Here is a 19,327-nt window from a genome sequence, read left to right on the forward strand (position 1 = left end):
CTCATCCGGCCTGTCTCCGGGGACCGGCCTGCTCCGGCTCGGCCGAGCGGGCGCGGTCCATCAGGCGGTTCAGTTCGGCGTCGAGCGTGCGGGCGTCGATGGTCTTGAAGTCGATCGCCGCGAGCTCCGGGGCTTGGTCGAGTGCCTTCACATCCAGCACCGCCGCGTTGCGGTCGATCGGGCTCTGGCTGTCGGGCGTCAGCTTGCGGATCGTGCCCGCCTCGTCGTCGGCCCAGTCCTCTTCCTGCGGCAGCATCAGCCGCGTGCGGCGCCCAGCCCAGAACAGCCCCGCCATGAGGACGCAGCCGATCAAGGTCGCCGCGACAGCGGCCAGGACAACCAGATTTTCCATACGCAGCCGACCCTAGACCGGATCGGCCCGCCATGCACCCCGCTCAATGCCGCGCGCCGAGAACGCCGCCCGAAAACTCGGGAACGGTCCTTGCGTCGCCGACCCGATCGGTGAGAACCGGCTGCGCGGGCTTAACGTCGCCGGCCGCTCACGTCAGGGATGCTCGATGCCGCTCGAAGACCACCATTCCGGCTCGTCCGCGCTCGACGCGAAGGAGGGGGCGCCGCAGACCCTCGGCCTACCCGGCGCCGACCTCGAACGCACGCTCCTCGACCTCGTGGCCAGGAGCCGCGAGCAGGCGAGCGAGGATCCTTTTCGCAATCCCGTGCTCGCGGTGACGCTGGCGATCACCCGCCGCCTCGACCGCGAGGAGATCGGCGAGAGCGATCTCGACGCGCTGCTCGCCACGCTCCGCCGCCGGGCCCTCACCGAGCGGACGGCGCGGCTGCGCCGCTATGTCGGGCTCGACGGCGAAGAGAAGGGCGAGGAGGCGGGCACGCTCGCCGACCTCGCCGGGCGGCTCGTCGCGGCGGTGCCCCGCGGCGCCTCCGATTTCGACGTGTTTCGCGAGCGCGTCGGCCGCACGGGCTTCGCCGCGGTGTTCACCGCGCACCCGACCTTCGGCATGCCGCGCGCGGTCGCCGAGATGATCGCGCGCGCCGCCTCGCTGCCGGAAGAGGGCGCCCGCGCGCCGATCCTCGGCGAGGCCGCCGCCCGTTCCAGCCGGCCCGATCCGGGCATCAGCCTGGACGACGAGTTCGAGCAGGCCTGCGTCGCCGCCAACAACGGCCGCGCGGCCATCGACGCCTTCAACGACGCCCTGCTGGAGGCCGCACGAGGGCGCTGGCCCGATCGCTGGACCGAGCTGGTCCCGAAGCCGCTCGCCATCGCGAGCTGGGTCGGCTGCGACACCGACGGGCGCACCGATATCGGCTGGTGGGACACGTTGCGCTACCGCCTCATCTCGAAGCGGATGCAGTTCGACCGCATCCTGCGCGACCTGCCCGAGGTGCCCGCGACCGGCGTGGTGCGCGACCTCGTCCAGGGCGCCCGCGCCGCGGTCGAGCGCCAGCTCGCGGGTGCGCCGCTGCTCGGCACCAAACCCTCGCTCGAAACCGTCCACCGCTTCGCGCTCGCCCTCATCATCGAGCGCGAGCGGGCGCAGACCGATGCCGGGCCGCTGCTGGCCGGGCTCGCCTCGGCCATCGGTTCCGCGACCTCCGACGTGGATCGCCGCGCCATCGCGGTGCTGCGCTCCGGCGTCGCCGCGCACGGCCTGTCGAACGCGCTGCCGCATTTCCGGCTCAACGCCAGCCAGATCCACAACGCCGTGCGCCGCGTCATCGATCTCGAAGGCGAGCCGACCGACGCCGCGCAGCGCCGCTCGCATCTGGCCGCGATCAACACGCTCCTGAACGACGTGCGCCCGGTGCCGGTCGATTTCGGCGCGCTCGCCGCCGAGCGGGCCTCGGCCGCGCGGTTGATGATGACGATCACGCAGATCCTCAAGCATGTCGACGGCACCCATCCGGTGCGCTTCCTCATCGCCGAGACCGAGACCGGCTACACGTTGCTGGCCGCGCTCTGGCTCGCGCGCCATTATGGCATCTCGGACAAGGTGGAGATCACCCCGCTGTTCGAGACCGCGAGCGCGCTCGAACAGGGCATCCGCGTCCTCGACGACGCGCTGCGCAATTCGCATTGGCGTGCCCACCTGAAGCGGCTCGGGCGGCTCTCGGTGCAGTTCGGCTACTCGGATTCCGGGCGCTATGTCGGCCAGCTCGCCGCGACTTTCTGGATCGAGCGGCTGCGCCTGCGCATCACCGAGCTGATGACCCAGAACGGGCTGTCCGACATCGAACTCGTCATCTTCGACACCCACGGCGAGTCGATCGGCCGCGGCGCCCATCCGACGAGCTTGCGCGACCGCCTCGCCTACCTCGCGCCCGAGGATGCCCGCCGCCGCGATGCCGAGGCCGGGATCAAGGTGCGGCTCGAATCGAGCTTCCAGGGCTCGGACGGCTACCTGATGTTCGGCACGCCCACGCTCGCCGACGCTTCGGTGGCGCGCATCGCCGAGCACCTCTTTGCCGACGCGCTGACCGAGGACGACGCCTTCGAAGGTTACGCGCTCAGCGACGGCAAGGCCGCCAACCCGGCCGCCGACCCGATCTACGACGAGAGCGACTTCGCCGCCGAGTTCTTCCGCACCGTGCGCCAGGACATGGAGGCGCTCGTCGACGACCGCGGCTACGCGGCGATGCTCGGCACCTTCGGCCCGAGCCTGATCGACCGCACCGGCTCTCGGCCCGTCGCCCGCCAGTCGGATTCCGGCGGCCCCGCGACGATCACCCATCCGCGGCAGATGCGGGCGATCCCCAACAACGCGATCCTGCAGCAGCTCGGCTTCCTGGCGAACTCGCTGCACGGCGTCGGCCGCGCGGCGCACCGCGCGCCCGAGACCTTCCGGCACATGCGCGGCAGCTCGGTCCGCTTCGCCCGCGCCTTCCGGCTGGTGCAGCATGCGGCGAGCGTCGGCGATCTCGACGTGCTGCGCGCCTATATCGACACCCTCGATCCGGCGGTGTGGCTGGAACGCGCCCGCCGCACCCGCCGCGAGGGACGGCGCGAAGAGCTGATGACGGTGGCGGCCTCATTGGAACGCCTGAGCCTCGCGCCCGACCTGCGCCGCCTGTTCGGCCGACTGACCCGCGACTGGCTCCACCTCCAGGCCGCGGCCCCGGACCTGACCGTGATGTCGGCGCGGCTGACGCTGCTCCACGCCATCCGCCTCGCGCTCGTCCACCGCATCTGGTTCCTGGCCGCCCACATCCCGGCCTTCCGGCCGCAGGCGGGGCTGACCCGCGAGATGCTGATGGAGCGCTTCCTGCGCCTCGACATCGACGGCTGCCTGAAGATTCTGGACGAGATCTATCCCGTGGCGCCCGACCCGACGCTCGGCCTGAACTTCGGCGAGCCGCCGGGCCCGCGCGATGTCGGCACCTACGAGGCCGAGCACACCACCCTGTTCGGGCCGATCCGCCGGATGTTCGAGCGGGTGCGGGAGATTTCGGGGATCATCCAGCACGAGGTCGGCGCGTTCGGGTGAGGCCGACGCGCCGACGCGAGCCGCACGCCGTTCAGTGCCGCATCATGCTCTCGATGCCGGCATCGGGCTCGACCTTGCCGGCGAAGCGCGACAGGCGCGACAGGCTCGGCTCGCCCAAACCTCCGGCATTGGCGAAGGTCGCAAGCGCGAAACTCACGAGGAGTTCGGCCTCCTCGTGGGTCATGGCCCGGCCGCTGAGCGTGCTGGCCGCGCCGCGCACCGCGAGGACGGCTTGGCGGAAGGCGGGGTCGTTCTTCAGTTCGTCCAGGCGACTCATCGGGCGTCCTCGGGGCCGTGTCTTGGTGGGGTCGGCGTCACGTCGAGCTGTGCGGCGTGTCAGGTGAACTCCGTCCGAACGAAATCGTCGCGCTCCCACCGGTTCCACCGCCCGGCCCAAAAGCCTTGTTTGTGCGCCCCTCGCCGAGGCCCTGCCGAGCGGTAGATGAGACGGGTCAAACGGGAGGGCAGGCCATGGACGCCAACGAAGAGGGACCGGGAACCGCGCAGGACGTCACGCAGGACCCCGTCTATGCCGAGGGCCGCGCGGCGGCCGAGCGCCACGAGGGCGCGGACAGGAATCCCCACTCGGCCGGCTCGGCGGAGTACCGTCGCTGGGCCGATGGTCACGCCTCGGTCACCGCCCCCGACGCCATCGCCGACGACCTCGCCGACTTCGCCTGATGGGGAGCGCCATGCGCGTGCTGGAGACCCCGGACGGGCGCTACATCGTCGTCCACGGCCGGCTGTGGCGGCGCCACCGGCCGGACTTGGAGCCCGTGAGGCGCGACCGGCTGATCCGGGAACTGATGGACGCCCGCCGCGGGGTCCGCGCCGCCAAGCGTTCCGGCGAGGCGGAGGCGTTGCGCGCGGCCCGCGACGCGGTCGATGCCGCCAAGCACGGGCTCGGCGAGCGCGGCCCGGTCTGGTGGACCGACGGCGCGCCCGACCTCAACCGCCGCATGATCGCCAACACGCCCTATGCCGAGTGGTACGCCGACCTTCCCGAAGCCGCCAAGGCCGATCCCGACCGGCGCCGGAGCTGAGCGCTGCGGCGAGGCCGGTGCTCCTCCACCACGCCCGCATGTGCGCGATCGCACAGACCGCTCTTCCGGAACCACCCGAGACCGTTCAAGGGCCCGATCCGCCGCGGCAGACCGGTCGTGCGCGATTGTCAGGGGCGCTACTTCTGACTAATTCCAGATAATGCATGCAGGCGGGGCCGTTCGTGGTCCCTGGCCGGGCTCGTCCCGGTGCAGCCTGACATCAAGAGCCGGGCGGACGCCTCCTGAGGTCCGCGCCAAACCGGTCGCCACGGCATCGGCCCGCCCGCTCAGCGGCGCCCGGACCGGTCCGGCTACGGCACCCCATGGGGACGGACAGTCACGATCGGTCTTCGGGCGGATTCCCATCCGCCTGAGCCGCCTCATCCTGAAACGGCAGATGGCAGCGATGATAAAACTGACGGTCAACGGAGCCGAACGCAGCTTCGACGGCGATCCCGAGATGCCGTTGCTGTGGTACCTGCGCGACGAACTCGGCCTCACCGGCACGAAGTTCGGCTGCGGCATCGCCCAGTGCGGCGCCTGCACGGTCCATATCGGCGGCACCGCCGCGCGGGCCTGCATCACCCCGGTCTCCGGCGCCGAAGGCCAGGAGATCGTTACGATCGAAGGGCTCTCGCCCGACGGCAACCACCCGGTGCAGTCGGCGTGGCGCGATCTCAACGTCGCCCAGTGCGGTTACTGCCAGACCGGCCAGATCATGCAGGCGGCGGCGCTCCTGAAGGACACGCCCAAGCCCACCGATCAGCAGATCGACGAGACCATGAGCGGCAACATCTGCCGCTGCGGCACCTATCCGCGCATCCGCGCCGCGATCCATCAGGCCGCCGGTAACGCGCCCGCCAACAAGGGAGAGCGCCTGTGATTCACGAAGCGAAGCTGATGGCCGAACGCGCCGCATCCAAGGACGCCGCCGGCCCCGTCGCCATCGACAATTTCAGCCGCCGCGGCATCCTCGGCGGCATGGGCGCCCTCGTGCTTGCCCTCTCGCTCTCCGACCGGGCCAAGGCCGACGAGGGCCAGACCGAGGAGCAGAAGGCCAAGAAATTCGGCGCCGACGGCATGCCGAACGGCTGGCGGGACGACCCGAAGATTTTTGTGGCCATCGCCAAGGACGGCACGGTGACGGTGACCAACCACCGCTCCGAGATGGGCACCGGCGTGCGCACCTCGATCGCCTTCACGGTCGCCGACGAGCTTGAGGCCGACTGGTCGAAGGTGAAGGTGGTTCAGGCCTGGGGCGACGAGCAGCGCTTCGGCAACCAGGACACCGACGGCTCGCGCTCGCTCCGCCACTTCTTCCAGCACTTCCGCCATGTCGGCGCGGCGGCGAAGCTCATGCTGATCCAGGCCGCCGCCAAGCAGTGGGGCGTGCCGGCGGGCGAGGTGACGGCCGAGAACCACGTCATCACCCACGCCAAGTCGGGCCGCACACTCGGCTACGGCGATGTCGCCGAGGCCGCCGCCGCCCTGCCGGTGCCGGCCCGCGAGACCGTGTCGCTCAAGAAGCCGGAAGCCTTCCGCTATATCGGCAAGGGCAAGATCGGCCTCATCGACAACCACGACATCACGACGGGCAAGGCGATCTACGCCCTCGACGTGAAGCTCGACGGGATGCTGTACGCCGTCGTCGCCCGTCCGGCGGTCTACGGCGGAAAAGTCGTGTCCTATGACGACTCCGCGACCCTCAAGGTCCCCGGCGTCGTGAAAACCGTAAAAATCGAAGGTGGTGAGATCCCCTCCGAGTTCATGCCGCTCGGCGGCATTGCGGTGGTGGCGAAGAACACCTGGGCGGCGATGAAGGGCCGCGAGGCGCTCAAGATCACCTGGCACGACGGCCCGAACGCGAACTACGACACCGACGCCTTCCGCAAGGAGCTGGAGGCCGCCGCGCGCAAGCCCGGCAAGGTGGTCCGCGTCTCTGGTGACGTGGATGCGGCGATGAAGACCGCCAAGACCAAGATCGAGGCGGAGTACTTCGTCCCCCACCTCGTCCAGGCGCCGATGGAGAACCCGGCCGCGGTCGCCTGCGTCAAGGACGGCGCCTGCGAGGCCTGGGCCTGCACGCAAGGGCCGCAGGCGGCGCATGACCGCCTCGTGAAGCGCCTCAATCTCCCGGCCGACAAGGTGCGGGTGAACGTGACGCTGCTCGGCGGCGGTTTCGGTCGCAAGTCGAAGCCCGATTACGTGGTCGAGGCGGCACTCTGCTCGCAGGCGGTGGACGGCGCGCCGGTCAAGCTCGTCTGGACCCGCGAGGACGACATCCAGCACAGCTACTTCCACACCATCTCGGTGGAGCGTCTGGAAGCCGGCCTCGACGACAAGGGCATGCCGGTGGCGTGGCTGCACCGCTCGGTGGCACCGACGATCGGCTCGATCTTCGCGCCGGATCCCAAGCACGAGCTGCCGTTCGAGCTCGGCATGGGCCTCGTCAACAACCCGTTCGACCTGAAGAACGTGCGTCTGGAGAACCCGGAAGCCGCCGCCCACACCCGGATCGGCTGGTTCCGCTCGGTCTCGAACATCCCGCACGCCTTCGCGATCCAATCCTTCGTGGCCGAACTCGCCCATGCGGCGGGCCGCGACCCGAAGGATTACCTGCTCGACCTGATCGGCCCGGCCCGCAAGATCGATCCGACCGAGATGGGCGACGTGTGGAACTACGGCGAGGACCCGAAGCGCTACCCCGTCGATACCGGGCGCCTGCGCAACGTGATCGAGACGGTGGCCAAGGGCGCCGGCTGGGGCCGCAAGCTGGAGAAGGGCCGGGGCCTCGGCATCGCCGGCCATTACAGCTTCGTCACCTACACCGCGGTCGCGGCCGAGGTGGAGGTCGATGCCCGGGGTCAGGTGAAGGTCCACGCCATCGACATCGCCGTCGATTGCGGGCCGCAGGTGAACCCGGAGCGCATCCGCTCGCAGATGGAGGGCGCCGTCATCATGGGGATGGGCCTCGCGCTCACCTCCAAGATCACCTTCAAGAACGGCCGCACCGAGCAGTCGAACTACGACACCTACGAGATCACCCGCATCGACGCCGCCCCGAAGGTGGTGCGCGTGCATCTCGTCCCGACCGGAACCTTCGACGGCCCGCTCGGCGGCGTCGGCGAGCCGGGCGTGCCGCCGGTGGCGCCGGCCATCGCCAACGCGGTCTTTGCCGCGACCGGCCGCCGGGTGCGCGAGCTGCCGCTGCGCGATCAGCTCAGCAGCTGATCCGTCCCCCCGATCCCGACCTCGCCGCCGGGATCGGCCCATCCGATTCGTCGGGTAAGCCCGACAGGCGCCCTCGGAAGCGGTCCGCCGAACCTTGCACGAGGTTCGGCGGACCGCTTCCGAGGGCGTTCTTGTATTCATCGCCCGCTGCACCCGCTCGCGAATACGAAAGCGGGTCGAAGCGATGACAGGGGAGGCGGGAGCGTAACTGCGTTAACGGGCCCTCAAGTTTGGCAATTTATTGCAAGGGCGGCCACCGCATCGCCGGTTCGATTCGATTTCGACCGAAATCCGAAATTGCAGCGCCGCCCCGCGAGAACGAGGAAACGCCTCGATGTTGCCCGTCACGATCAAGAGCCGCCTGATCGTCATGCTGTCGTTCATGGGTCTGCTGCTCTTGGTCTCCACAGGCGTCGGCGGCCTCGCCCTGGCCTGGAGCAATGCGAGCCTCAAGACGACCTACGACGACCGGCTCGTGCCGCTGAGCCAGTTCCTGACGATGCGCGACCTTTCCGACAAGATCCTCGAGACGTCCCGCGGCGCGGTCGAGGGCCAGAGCGCCCCGAAGGCGGCGGCGCAGACGATCGAGCGCGCCCTTGCCGACCTGCGCCGGACCTGGAGCGACTTCCTTGCGACGACGCTGACCGAGGACGAACGGAAGCTCGCCGACGTGATGGGCGGCCATCTCGCGCGCAACGGCAAGATCGTCGCCGACCTCGCCGGGCATCTGTCCGCCGGCCGGCTCGACGCCCACGCCGAGGCGCACGAGACCCTGACGATGCGGATGCCGCAGATCACCGAGGCCATGTCGAAGCTCACCACGCTCCAGCTCGACGAGGCTCGCGCGGAACATACCCGCTCGCAGGTCAAGGCCGACCGGCTGGGCGTGGCGCTGCTCGTCTGTCTGCTGCTCGCCTGCGGCGGCCTCGGCCTCGGCGTCGTGACCGTGATGGGCGGCGTGGTGCGGCCCCTCGACCGGATCACCGCGACGATGGGCCGGCTCGCGGGCGGCGACCTCACGGCGCCGATCGACGGCGCCGGCCGCCGCGACGAGATCGGCGCCATGGCGCGCGCCGTGTCGGTGTTCAAGGAGGCGATGGTCGCGGAGCGCGACGCCACCGCCGCCGCCGCGGACGCGACCGAGGCCAAGACGCGCCGCGCCCAGACCCTCGACCGGGCGACGCGGGACTTCGAGGGCGAGGTCTCCGGCCTGACCCGGGCGCTGACGGCGGCCGCCGCCGAGATGGAGGCGACCGCCCGCGGCATGTCGGCCTCGGCCTCCGTCACGACCGAGCAATCGGCGAGCGTGGCGAGCGCGGCGGAGCAGATGTCGGCCAACGTCCAGACGGTCGCCTCTGCCAGCGAGGAAATGGCCTCCTCGATCATGGAGATCGCCGCCCAGGTCGCCCATTCGTCGGGCATCTCGGACCGGGCCGCCGCCGACGCCGCGCGCACCGACGGGATCATCCGCAGCCTGTCGGAGGGCACCGAGCGCATCGGCGCCGTGGTCGGCATGATTTCGGCCATCGCCGGGCAGACCAACCTGCTGGCGCTGAACGCCACCATCGAGGCGGCCCGCGCGGGCGAGGCGGGACGGGGCTTCGCCGTGGTGGCCGGGGAGGTCAAGGCGCTGGCCGATCAAACCAGCCGCGCCACTCAGACGATCTCGCAGCAGATCGGCGCCATCCAGGACCAGACCCATCAGGCGGTGGCCGCCATCCGGGCGATCGGCCAGACCATCGTCGAGTTGCGCACCATCGCGACCGGCGTCGCGGCGGCGATGGAGGAGCAGGGCGCGGCCACGAACGAGATCGTCCGCAACGTCAACCAAGCGGCGCTCGCCACGCAATCGGTCGCCGGCAACGTCGTCGCCGTCCGCGACATCGCCGGGCAGACCGGGGCGGCCTCGGCGCAGGTCCTGGTCTCGGCCTCCGAACTCTCGCGGCGGTCCGACCGGCTCGGCGCCACGGTCGCGGGCTTCCTGGCGACCATCAAGGCGGCCTGAAGGCGGATTCGGCTCGCAACCCGGACGCCCGCTCGCGGCTTTCCCCATCGTCTTCAGCGATTAAGGAAGCCGTTTCCATGATGCAGGCCGCACGCGCCGCCCGCCTCCTCCCGTTCCTCGCGCTCAGCTTTGCCGGCCCGGCGCTCGCCTCGCCCTGCTCGGACAAGATCGCCTCCCTCGACGGGCGGGTGAAGGCGCAGGCCACCGAGGCGATCTCGGCCTCCACCGGCAGCAAGACCATCGCGGCCCATCGCGAGGGCGAGGGCCAGACCGGCACCGGCGGCCAGACCGACAAGCGCGAGGCCCCGCCCGAGAAGTCGGCGGAGGCCGGCAAGGGGGGTGATCAGGCCCAGCAGGCGAGGGTCGCGCTGGAGGAGGCCCGCACCGCCGACGGCAAGGGCGACGCCAAGGGCTGCGAAGCCGCGACCGCGCGGGCGGAAAAGCTCGTCGACGCCAAGCCCTGATCGGCGCGCAGGCAAATCGGCTTGACCTGCGGCGGGATATCGTAGGTTAAGGCGAGTATGCCCGGATGCGGACACGCTCGCCTTGCGAGGGCGCAAGTCCGTTGACCGCCGAGGCCGAGCCGATTTGTCGATGACCGTGACCCCGCCGGAAGCGCTCGACCTCCGCCTGCGCCAGCAGGTGCTCCTCTCCGAATTCGGCGTCGAGGCGCTGCGGGCGAGCGAGCTGTTGCCGCTGCTCCAGCGGGCGACCGAACTCTGCGCCGCGGGCATGGGGGCGCAGTTCTGCAAGGCGCTCGAATACAAGCCGGCGCAGGACATGCTCCTCGTCTGCGCCGGCGTCGGATGGGAGCCGGACAACGTCGGCAAGGCGGTGGTCGGCGCCGACCTCGCCTCGCCCGCGGGCTACGCGCTGAAGACCGGCCGACCGGTGATCTCGAACCACCTGGAGAACGAGACTCGCTTCCGCACGCCGGCCCTGATGGCCGACCACGGCATCCGCCGGGCGGTGAACGTGCTGATCACCAACCGCGACGGCCATTACGGCGTGCTGGAGGTGGACGACACCCGCGAGGGCGTGTTCGGCGAGGCCGACATCGCCTTCATGCAGGGCTTCGCCAGCCTGCTCGGCAGCGCGATCGAGCGGCTGCGCTCGGAGGCCAAGCTCAAGGTCGCGCTGGAACGGCAGGACCTGCTGACCCGCGAGATGAGCCACCGGGTCAAGAACAGCCTCGCGGTGGTGGCGGGACTGCTGGCGCTGCAGGTGCGCGGCACTGACAATGCGGACGTGAAGAGCGCGCTCTCCGACGCCCGCGCCCGGGTCGAGGCGGTGGCGCAGGTCCACGACCAGCTCTGGCGCCAGCCGGACATCACCCGGATCGATCTGGCCGGCTTCCTCGCCGCCCTGTGTGAAAAGCTCTCCGACAGCGCGGGCGCCAACGCCCTGCGTTGTCATGCCGAGGCCGTGACGATCCTGGCCGACCTCGCGATCCCGCTGGGTCTCTTCGTCAACGAACTCGTCACCAATGCGATGAAGTACGCCTATCCCGATGGACAGGGCGAAATCCGCGTCGAGGCTTATCCCCGCGACGACGGCGGCCTCACCGTCGCCGTCGCCGACGACGGCGTCGGCTTGCCCCTCGGCTTCGATCCGACCAAGGCCCGCACCAGCCTCGGCATGCGCGTGATCAACAACCTCGCCCGCCAGCTCGACGGCGAACTCGTGCTGGTGCCGGGGAAGGGCGCCCGCTTCGAGCTGCGGATGGCGCCCCGAACTGAGCTTTTCACTTAAGCCCGCGTTTGCCACTTTATCACGACATCGTTGCACGGTTCTCCCGATGCAATAATCCTCCGATCAACGACCGGACGCACAAGTCCGGCGCCAGAGGAGATCCGTCGTGTCCAAGAAGTCGCCGTCTCTGAGATTCGAACTGAACGATTTGAAAGATCTGTTCGAGGGTCCGTTTACGCTGTCCGATCACACCGCGACCGAATGGTCGTTCGATCTCGGCACGGGCGCGGGCGTGCGTCACGTCAGCCTGATCGGCACCGGCCTCGGCACGGAGGGGGCCTACCCGAAAACCGGGACGGTGACGGGCGTGAGCGTCACGCTCGCCGACGGAACGGTAAAGAGCTACGGTGATCTCACACTTCCCGCCATCGCGGTCTCGAAGGGCCTGCATCTCCTCGGCGACGATCATGCCGGCCGGGACCTGAAGGGCGGCGACGGTCGTGACGACCTCACCGGCGGCAGCGGTGACGACCACATCCACGGCGGCCGCGGCTCGGATCACCTGCATGGCGGCGGCGGCCACGACGATCTCGACGGCGGCACGGGCGACGATAGCCTCGACGGGGGCCTCGGCGACGACGACCTCGCGGGCGGCGCGGGCAACGACAGCCTCGACGGCGGCGTCGGAATCGACACGGCGCATTTCGACGATGCGGCCAAGGGCATCTCGGTCGATCTCGGCACGGGCCGGGCGAGCGGAGACGGCGCCGACACCCTGAAGAACATCGAGAACGTCGCGGGCTCGCATCACGGCGACCGGCTGACAGGCAATGCCGGCCACAACGACCTGCACGGCGGTGACGGCAACGACACCGAAGCGGGCGGCAAAGGCGACGACCGCCTGCATGGCGACGCCGGCAACGACGTGCTGACCGGCGGCGACGGCGGGGACCGGCTGGAGGGCGGGACCGGCAAGGACATGCTGACCGGCGGTAGCGGCGACGACACTTTCGTCTTCGCCCATTCGAGCAGCGACGGAATCGACCGCATCACCGATTTCCGGCATGGTCAGGACACGATCGAACTCGATCACACCGGCTTTGCCGGCCTCGCCGCGGGCGCTCTCGACGCCGACGCCTTCTTCCTCGGCAGCGTCGCGCACGATGCGGACGACCGCATCCTCTACGACGCCAAGTCTGGTGCCCTCAGCTACGACGCCGACGGCTCGGGCGATGCGGCGGCGGTGCAGTTCGCGATCCTGAAACCGCACCTGAAGCTCACGGCGGACGACTTCCACATCGTCTGACCGCTGTCGGGCGCGCCGCTTCCGTGGGGAAGCGGCGCGTGGATCTCAGTTCCCGCCGCCGCCGCCGCTGCCGCCGCCCGCGCTGCCCTGCGGCACCGCGCGGGAGGGCTGGCCGGCATTGCCGCCTGCGGCCGAATCCGTCTGCACCGTGTCGGCGCCGGTGGCGCCGCGGGGGATCGTGACATTGCCGTCGTTGCCGGTGTTGTTCTGGCCGCCGATCACGGGAGCGCTGGGCGCCGCCTGCGGCGGTGCCGCCGGAGTCTGGGCGAGCGTCGAAGAGAGACCGGCCACCGTGAGCGCCAGGGTGCCGGCGAAAAGCGAGAGACGCATCGAAGAACCTTCCGTCGTGGGGACGCCCGACGGCCTGGGGGCTGCCGGTTCGATTTGCTTGGGCAACCGCGCCGACGGGCGGATGTATCCATTGGATGATCGTTCGACAGGCCGCCCGCGCCGCCGTAACCAGGGGACAAAGTGCGGGAGGAACGGCGACGTGAGGCGAGACGCGACGAATCCGGTACGGGCCCTCGGGGCGGCCCTGCTCCTCCTGCTGCCCATAAACGCCCAGGCGGCGGACGAGAGCCCGGACTGGCCGGCCTTCGGGCGCGACGCCTCCAACGCCCACCACTCGCCGCTGAAGGCCATCGATCGCGGCAACGTCGCGCGGCTGCGGCCCGCCTGGATCTTCCAGACCGGCATCACCGGCTATTTCCAGGCCGAGCCGGTGATCGTCGGGGGCGTGATGTACGTCTCGACCACCGGCAATCATGTCGCCGCGCTCGAAGCCAAGTCGGGCAAGGTCTTGTGGACCTATACCCACAAGGCCCGCACCGAAAAGATCTTCGGGCCGCCCTCGAACCGGGGCGTGGCGGTCGCGGGCGGCCTCGTGTTCGAGGCGACCATGGACGGGCGGGTGATCGCCCTCGACGCCAAGACCGGCCGCCTCGTCTGGGACCTCGAGGCGGTGCGCCCGGAGGAGGGCGAGACCGAGACGGTGTCCGCGCTCGCGACCAGTCTCGGCGACAAGCCGGTCCAGGGATCGAGCCGGCTCGGCTTCAAGATGCCGCCGCTGGTGGCCGAAGGGCTCGTCGTGGTCGGCGTGACCGGCGCGGGCTACGGCCTGCATGTCGAGGACGAGAAGGGCGGGCTCGACGGCGGCTCGGTGGTCGGCATCGAGGGCGGCTACGGCCGCCGCGGGTGGCTCGCCGCCTACGACGCCAAGACCGGCGAGGAACGCTGGCGCTGGTACGTCACCAAGGAGGACGGCTGGGAGGGCGTCTTCGCCGAGACCACGCCGGACGGCATCCCGCTCAACCGCGACATTGCGGCGGAGAAGGCGGCAACTGATAAGAACCGCGAGGCCTGGAAGGTCGGCGGCGGCTCGCTGTGGATGACGCCGGCCTACGATTCCGATTCGGGCCTGATCTTCCTCGGTACCGGCAACCCGGCGCCGCAGAACTTCGGGCTGACCCGGCCCGGCGACAACCTCTACACCATGAGCCTCGTCGCCCTCGACGTGCGGACCGGAAAGCTCCGCTGGCATTTCCAGCAGGTGCCGCACGAGCAGTGGGGCTACGACGTCGCGAGCCCGCCCTTCCTCCTCGACGCCCGGACCCCGGACGGCCCGGTGAAGGCGGTGGCCCAGGCGAGCAAGACCGGCTTCATCTACCTGCACGACCGCGCGACCGGGCGCCTCATCTCCCGCTCCGAGCCGCTGATCACGCATAAGAACCTGTTCGCCCCGCCGAGCCCGGAGGGAACGGTGGTGAGCCCCGGCCCGCTCGGCGCGATCTCATGGCATCCGGTCGCCTACGACGCGGTCTCGAACCGCGCCTTCGCCCAGGTGCGCCACGGGGCGGCGACCTACACGGTCAAGACCGTCCCGGCCGCCGGTAACCGCCCGGAGATCCGCTACACCGAGACCAGCGAGGCGAGGGGGGAGCCGACCTTCTCGACGCTGACGGCGGTGGATCTCGCCAGCGGCAAGGCCGCGTGGTCGAGAAAGGCCGGCAGCCGGCTCTCCGGCGGCACGCTCTCGACCGCGGGCGGCCTCGTCTTCTCCGGCGAGGAGGACGGGCATCTCGACGCGCACGACGCCGCCACCGGCGACATCCTCTGGCGCTTCCAATGCGGCGCCGGCATCGGCGGGCCGCCGGTCACCTATGCGGTCGATGGCCGCCAGTACGTGGCGGTAGCGGCCGGCGGCGCCTCCTTCACCAAGGCCTCGGGCTTCGGCACGGGCGACGCGCTGGTGGTGTTCGCGCTGCCGGACTGAGGGGCTCGGCCGCCCATCGGCCCGTCCCACCCATCCCCCTCATCCTGAGGTGCGGAGCGTAGCGAAGCCTCGAAGGAGGGCTCCAGAAGTCGCGCGGCTCGCTGGAGCCCTCCTTAGAGGCCCGCTGCGCGGGCACCTCAGGATGAGGGGGGTGGGTAGGAGAAGCCGTTACGCCTCCTCATCCGCCTCGCCCGGTACCTCCTCGACGCTCTCACCGTGCAGGTATTGCGCCTGCAACGCCGCCGCCCGGCGGGCCGATTGCGCGTGCTTCGGCGAGATCGGCCCGCCGGGACCCGGATCAGCCCCGCGCTTGATCGCCAGCCAGTCGGGATCGGCCCAGCGCTCCAGCAACGTCTGGAAAGCCGCGAGCCGGGCCGGCTCGAACGGGATGCGCATTCCCATCCCATCCTTGTAGGGATGCGGCGGATGGATCGCGCCGCAGGGCACGAGGCCGGCCGGGATCGGCGTCGTCGCAGCATGCGTGCGCCCGCCCTTCAGGAGTTTCGGCAGGACGTGGGTGTGCGGTCCTTCGGGGCTGGTGCCGCCGGCGCCGGGGATCGCGGAAAACACCTCGATCCGGCCGAAGCGGGCGACGAAAACCCGGTGCGGGCTCATCGCCACGAGTTGCGGGCCGATCGGGTTGGCGTGGTCGAACAGCGGCCGGCCGACGCCCGCCCGCAGGCAGGCGAGGGATGCCGGATCGCGCGTGCGCACGCAGGCATCGACCGCCGAGAGACCAAGACCGAGATCGAACAGCACCGCGTCCCGGTCCTCGGCGCGGGCGGCCTGCGTGTCGGGGCCAAGTTCGGTCACGACGGTGCGGCGGCCCATGGCGCAGGATCCAGCCGGCAGGCACAGGGCGACGGCGTGGTTCCAGCCGGAGGCGAAGGCGGTTTCGTAGGCCAGCGGGCGCAGTTCGGGCAGCACGTCGAGGGCGATGGCGCCGCGGGCGGTAGCGAGGCCCAGACGCGCGTCGGGCAGGGCCGTCACCGCCTCGTCGGGATCGCGCACGAACTCGGCGATGGCGCCGAAGCTGCCGAGGCTCCAGGCAGTCCCCGGATCGGCGAGCGCCGCCCGCAGGAGACGTGCGACCGCTTCCGCATGCAATTCGACCGGCGCGGGCCGCATCGTGGTTCTCCTCTGCGATCCGTCCCGAGGGGTACCAGGGTCGAGGACCACCAGCCAGCAACGCGGCGGATCGTGACCGATTCGGCGGCTCTGTGCCCGGAACGGAGGCAGATATGCCGCGTTGCCTGCACGATCCGAAGCATACGCCCCGAAGTTTTATCTTCGCGAGGGCCAACGAAACAGGGAGAAGGACTTGCGCGACCACAGCCACACGATCGGCCGCTTCTCCCCATCCGCACCGAAGCGGACCGGCCGGCCCGCCGCCTCGGGCCACCGCCTCGCGGGCCTCGCCAAGGCGCCGGCGGCGAACGCGAAGGCGCCCGACACCGTGCCGGAGGGCACCCGTGTCGTCGCGCCGTCGAGCGATTTCGAGGGTTTCGGCTCGTTCAGCTGAGCGGAAGCGAAGAATCGACGCCCCGGCGCCCTGCCGCTGGGGCGACGCGCCGTTTCAGCGCCAGCCGACGAGTACGACGAAGCCGGAAAAGACGGTGGCGGAGGCCATGACGGTGAGGGCGATGATATCCATGCCCGGCGCTTAGCCGCCCTGGACCCGCCCGGCCACGGAGCGTTCCGCCGCAGCGACCGAACACGCCAGGGCTGTTGCGCGGATGCGTCAGACAGCGTCGGGTCGCCTTTTTTATCCTACCGCTCCCCCTCATTCCTTCCTGCCTCGGCGGGCCTCGGAGGAGGATGCCCGTTGGCCCAGCGATATCCCCGGAGCCTTCCTTCGACGCTTCGCACATCAGGATGAGGGGATTGGGTAGGGTGCCCCGTGACCAAGCGCTGGAAAAACTCAGCCCTGACCGCCGAAGCCGAGGCCGCGGATGATGTCGCCGATGGGATCGATCCGCTTCGGCTCGGCGGGCGTCTGCGCCGGCGCGGGCTGCGCGACGGCGGCCTCTGCGGCCAGGCGCGTCTCCAGCGTGGCGTGCCGGGTGCGGGCCGCGCGCTGGGCGGCCTTGCGGCGCTGGGCCGACGCTACCTTGCGCGGCGCAGAAGCCGCCTCGCGCGCCAGCGTCTGCGCCGCGACCGGGGCGATGGCCTGGGCCACCGGCGAGACCGGCGTCTCGACTGGCTTCGCTTCGGGCTCGGCCTGCACACGTTGCGCCGCCGCCTCGATTTGCGGACGGGCCGGAGGGTTGACCCAGGCGGTGTCCTCGACGGCATCGACAACGGCGACCACCCGCTCCACCCGCGGCGGAGAAGCGGCGAACGGGCCCGCGTGCATGATCTGGGCGGCCAGGACCAGCGCGGATATTGCAGCGGCGGTCACGCCGAGGGTGGACTTGTAGTGTTCCATGCTTGCAGAACGTGAGGCCAAGCTTATCGTTCCGCTTCGCCCCCGCCGCCTGTGAAGCTTTTGCGCGCCGCCCCTCGGACGTTGGGCTGCGTCGGTTCTCCCGACCCGGCTTGCGCAGAAGAAAGGGCGTGGCGGGTTTCCCCCACGCCACACCCTCTCACGCGCCGAAATATCTAAAAAATCAGCGGGCCCGGCGGGCGAGCCAGCCGGCTGAGAAGGCGAGGGCGGCGAGGCCGAGCAGGTTGCCGGTGCGGTTGGCATCGGCGCGGCGCAGCGCGGTGCGGCCCAAAATCTCGCCGCGGCGGGCGGTCTCGCGTGCGAGGCGGCGACCGTCGTCGATGAGCCCGTCCGCGTGGTCGCGGGCGGCGTGGACGAAGTGGCGCCCGTCGTCGGCGATGTCCTCGGCCCGGTCGCGGGCACGGCCGTAAGCGTATTGCGCGCCGCCGGCGATCTGGTTGACGGCGCCGCGGATCTGGCGGGCGGGGTCTCCGGTGAGGCCGCCCACAGTGGTCTGGGCACGGCCCTTGATGTGGCGGGAGGCGCCGCGGAAATGGTCGCGGTTCATGAGGGACTCCTGTCGAAAGTGAGAGGGACGGGGCCGCACGGCCCCGCCGTCGCGTTCGAGGTCGCTCAGCGGCCGGTGATCTTGTCGGCGACGTTCTTCACGCCGTCCTTGGCCTCGCCGACCGTCTTCTGGGTCTCGCCCTTCAACTCCTGGGCCTTGCCCTCGGCGACGAGCTTGTCGTTGCCGGTGACGTTGCCCACGCCCTGCTTGATGTTGCCCACGGTCTCGTTCGCCAGACCCTTCAGCTTGTCGGTGGTGCTGCTCATCTGATGGTCTCCTTTGTCGTCGATGGCCGGCTGTCGCCGGTCGGGTGAGGCCCCCGCCCGGAGGCGGGAGCCGAGAGGCGGTTTTAGGTGCGGCGGGCGTCGTAGGCGCCGACCAACGTGACGGGCTTCGGGGCGCCGAGGCGACCGCCGAGGAAGCCGGCGAGCGCGCCGAGGACGAGGGCCAGGGCAGCGTAGAAGGCGCCCTGGGTCGCGGCCGACTTGGCGGTGACGGCGGTCTCCTCGGCCTTCTTCTTGGCAGTGGCGACGGCCTGCTCGTACTGCTTCTGGTAGTCGTCGATCTGGGCCTTGGCCTGATCCGGCGAGATGCCCTGCGCCTTGGCCAGCGCGTCGGCGGCGCGGTTCTTGGCCTGTTCCTTCTGGGCGGCATCACCGGTCAGCACGGCGCGCACCGCCGCCACCGCGGCGTCACGGGCGGCCTGCGGGTCCTGGCCGGCGGACTGCTCGCGGACCTTCTGCTCGATGCCGTCGAGCGGGTTGGAGATCTTCGACAGCGACGGGGCCGCGGCCTGCGCCGCCGTCTGGATCGTGCCGCCGACGAGGTTGCCCGCGCCGCCGAGCGCGCCCGAGACCGTACCGAGCGCGCCGCCGACGAGCCCGGTCGCCGCGGAGGTCAGCAGGTAGAGCACGACGAGGGTCGTCACCGCCCAGGAGACGAGGCCGTGCAGAGCGGCCGCGCCGGGCAGCGGCTTGCCGGAGAGGCGGCCGGCAATGAGGCCGCCGACGAGCGAGGCGACGATGCCGGAGCCGACGAACCACAGCCCGGCCCCGAGGGAGACGGTCGAGGCGGAGGGGTTGTCGGCGGCGACGGGACCGACCGCGGAAAGGCCGGTGCCGACGCCGATCAGGTTGACGACGACCTGCGTCACGAGGGCCGTGACGGCGCCCGCGAAGATGGCGCCCCACGACACGGTGTTGAGAAGGACGGCACGGGTGTCGGCCTGTGCGTCCGCCGCGAGGGGTGCGGTTGCGGGTTTGATGGTGGTCACGCTGTCACTCCGGTGGGTTGGTCGTCGGTGGTGGGAAGGTGAAGAGGCCGC

The 19,327-nt window shown here is 70.7% G+C and carries 19 protein-coding genes; 11 read left to right on the plus strand and 8 right to left on the minus strand.

The window, feature by feature from the left end; genetic code table 11:
* Nucleotide 1 precedes the first annotated feature (1 nt).
* Nucleotides 2–352, minus strand: a complete 351-nt coding sequence (locus tag ASG52_RS10935; RefSeq protein ID WP_056242820.1) for a hypothetical protein — start codon at nucleotides 350–352, stop codon at nucleotides 2–4.
* A gap of 166 nt (nucleotides 353–518) precedes the next feature.
* On the opposite strand from ASG52_RS10935, the gene ASG52_RS10940 reads away from it, so the two are divergent.
* Nucleotides 519–3,461, plus strand: coding sequence for a phosphoenolpyruvate carboxylase (locus ASG52_RS10940; protein ID WP_056243212.1), 2,943 nt, complete (start codon nucleotides 519–521; stop codon nucleotides 3,459–3,461).
* Between the two features lie 31 nt (nucleotides 3,462–3,492).
* Here the strand turns inward: ASG52_RS10940 and ASG52_RS10945 are convergent, their stop codons facing one another.
* Complete coding sequence (locus tag ASG52_RS10945) at nucleotides 3,493–3,738, minus strand: hypothetical protein (RefSeq protein ID WP_056242822.1); 246 nt, start codon at nucleotides 3,736–3,738, stop codon at nucleotides 3,493–3,495.
* Between the two features lie 194 nt (nucleotides 3,739–3,932).
* On the opposite strand from ASG52_RS10945, the gene ASG52_RS10950 reads away from it, so the two are divergent.
* The 8 genes from ASG52_RS10950 to ASG52_RS10985 all read left to right on the plus strand — a co-directional run bounded on the left by ASG52_RS10950 (nucleotide 3,933) and on the right by ASG52_RS10985 (nucleotide 12,738).
* A complete protein-coding gene (locus ASG52_RS10950; protein ID WP_056242823.1) occupies nucleotides 3,933–4,142 on the plus strand; it encodes a hypothetical protein in 210 nt (69 codons plus the stop codon).
* Nucleotides 4,143–4,153: 11 nt separating this feature from the next.
* The gene (locus tag ASG52_RS10955; RefSeq protein ID WP_056242825.1) at nucleotides 4,154–4,504 is read left to right on the plus strand and encodes a hypothetical protein; all 351 of its coding nucleotides are present in this window, start codon (nucleotides 4,154–4,156) and stop codon (nucleotides 4,502–4,504) included.
* Nucleotides 4,505–4,910: 406 nt separating this feature from the next.
* Nucleotides 4,911–5,387 (plus strand): (2Fe-2S)-binding protein, encoded by a 477-nt coding sequence (locus ASG52_RS10960; protein WP_056243214.1) that lies wholly within the window; start codon nucleotides 4,911–4,913, stop codon nucleotides 5,385–5,387.
* Nucleotides 5,384–7,735, plus strand: coding sequence for a xanthine dehydrogenase family protein molybdopterin-binding subunit (locus ASG52_RS10965; protein ID WP_056242829.1), 2,352 nt, complete (start codon nucleotides 5,384–5,386; stop codon nucleotides 7,733–7,735). Before ASG52_RS10960 ends, ASG52_RS10965 begins: the two co-directional genes overlap by 4 nt.
* A gap of 334 nt (nucleotides 7,736–8,069) precedes the next feature.
* Nucleotides 8,070–9,740: a methyl-accepting chemotaxis protein gene (locus ASG52_RS10970; protein ID WP_082552495.1), complete on the plus strand. Its 1,671-nt coding sequence runs from the start codon at nucleotides 8,070–8,072 to the stop codon at nucleotides 9,738–9,740.
* Between the two features lie 77 nt (nucleotides 9,741–9,817).
* Nucleotides 9,818–10,204, plus strand: a complete 387-nt coding sequence (locus ASG52_RS10975; protein WP_056242830.1) for a hypothetical protein — start codon at nucleotides 9,818–9,820, stop codon at nucleotides 10,202–10,204.
* A gap of 130 nt (nucleotides 10,205–10,334) precedes the next feature.
* Nucleotides 10,335–11,492 (plus strand): sensor histidine kinase, encoded by a 1,158-nt coding sequence (locus ASG52_RS10980; protein ID WP_056242833.1) that lies wholly within the window; start codon nucleotides 10,335–10,337, stop codon nucleotides 11,490–11,492.
* Nucleotides 11,493–11,640: 148 nt separating this feature from the next.
* The gene (locus ASG52_RS10985; RefSeq protein WP_200945593.1) at nucleotides 11,641–12,738 is read left to right on the plus strand and encodes a calcium-binding protein; all 1,098 of its coding nucleotides are present in this window, start codon (nucleotides 11,641–11,643) and stop codon (nucleotides 12,736–12,738) included.
* Nucleotides 12,739–12,783: 45 nt separating this feature from the next.
* Here the strand turns inward: ASG52_RS10985 and ASG52_RS10990 are convergent, their stop codons facing one another.
* A complete protein-coding gene (locus ASG52_RS10990) occupies nucleotides 12,784–13,068 on the minus strand; it encodes a hypothetical protein (protein ID WP_056242836.1) in 285 nt (94 codons plus the stop codon).
* 82 nt (nucleotides 13,069–13,150) lie between these two features.
* Between ASG52_RS10990 and ASG52_RS10995 the strand changes: the two genes are divergently transcribed.
* The gene (locus ASG52_RS10995; RefSeq protein WP_082552496.1) at nucleotides 13,151–15,010 is read left to right on the plus strand and encodes an outer membrane protein assembly factor BamB family protein; all 1,860 of its coding nucleotides are present in this window, start codon (nucleotides 13,151–13,153) and stop codon (nucleotides 15,008–15,010) included.
* Nucleotides 15,011–15,178: 168 nt separating this feature from the next.
* Here ASG52_RS10995 and ASG52_RS11000 read toward each other — a convergent pair whose 3' ends face one another.
* A complete protein-coding gene (locus tag ASG52_RS11000; protein ID WP_056242840.1) occupies nucleotides 15,179–16,138 on the minus strand; it encodes a DUF6925 family protein in 960 nt (319 codons plus the stop codon).
* Nucleotides 16,139–16,331: 193 nt separating this feature from the next.
* Between ASG52_RS11000 and ASG52_RS11005 the strand changes: the two genes are divergently transcribed.
* Complete coding sequence (locus tag ASG52_RS11005; RefSeq protein WP_056242843.1) at nucleotides 16,332–16,532, plus strand: hypothetical protein; 201 nt, start codon at nucleotides 16,332–16,334, stop codon at nucleotides 16,530–16,532.
* A 399-nt stretch (nucleotides 16,533–16,931) separates the two neighbouring features.
* On the opposite strand, the gene ASG52_RS11010 is transcribed toward ASG52_RS11005, so the two are convergent.
* From ASG52_RS11010 to ASG52_RS11025, 4 genes are all read right to left on the minus strand, one after another.
* Complete coding sequence (locus tag ASG52_RS11010) at nucleotides 16,932–17,438, minus strand: hypothetical protein (protein WP_056242845.1); 507 nt, start codon at nucleotides 17,436–17,438, stop codon at nucleotides 16,932–16,934.
* A 181-nt stretch (nucleotides 17,439–17,619) separates the two neighbouring features.
* Nucleotides 17,620–18,003 (minus strand): CsbD family protein, encoded by a 384-nt coding sequence (locus ASG52_RS11015; protein ID WP_056242847.1) that lies wholly within the window; start codon nucleotides 18,001–18,003, stop codon nucleotides 17,620–17,622.
* A 65-nt stretch (nucleotides 18,004–18,068) separates the two neighbouring features.
* Nucleotides 18,069–18,269: a CsbD family protein gene (locus ASG52_RS11020; protein WP_056242849.1), complete on the minus strand. Its 201-nt coding sequence runs from the start codon at nucleotides 18,267–18,269 to the stop codon at nucleotides 18,069–18,071.
* Between the two features lie 83 nt (nucleotides 18,270–18,352).
* On the minus strand, nucleotides 18,353–19,276 hold the full coding sequence (locus ASG52_RS11025; protein WP_056242851.1) for a hypothetical protein: 924 nt from the start codon (nucleotides 19,274–19,276) through the stop codon (nucleotides 18,353–18,355).
* Between the last annotated feature and the right edge of the window lie 51 nt (nucleotides 19,277–19,327).

The organism is Methylobacterium sp. Leaf456 (assembly GCF_001425465.1).
Classification (GTDB): Bacteria; Pseudomonadota; Alphaproteobacteria; order Rhizobiales; family Beijerinckiaceae; genus Methylobacterium.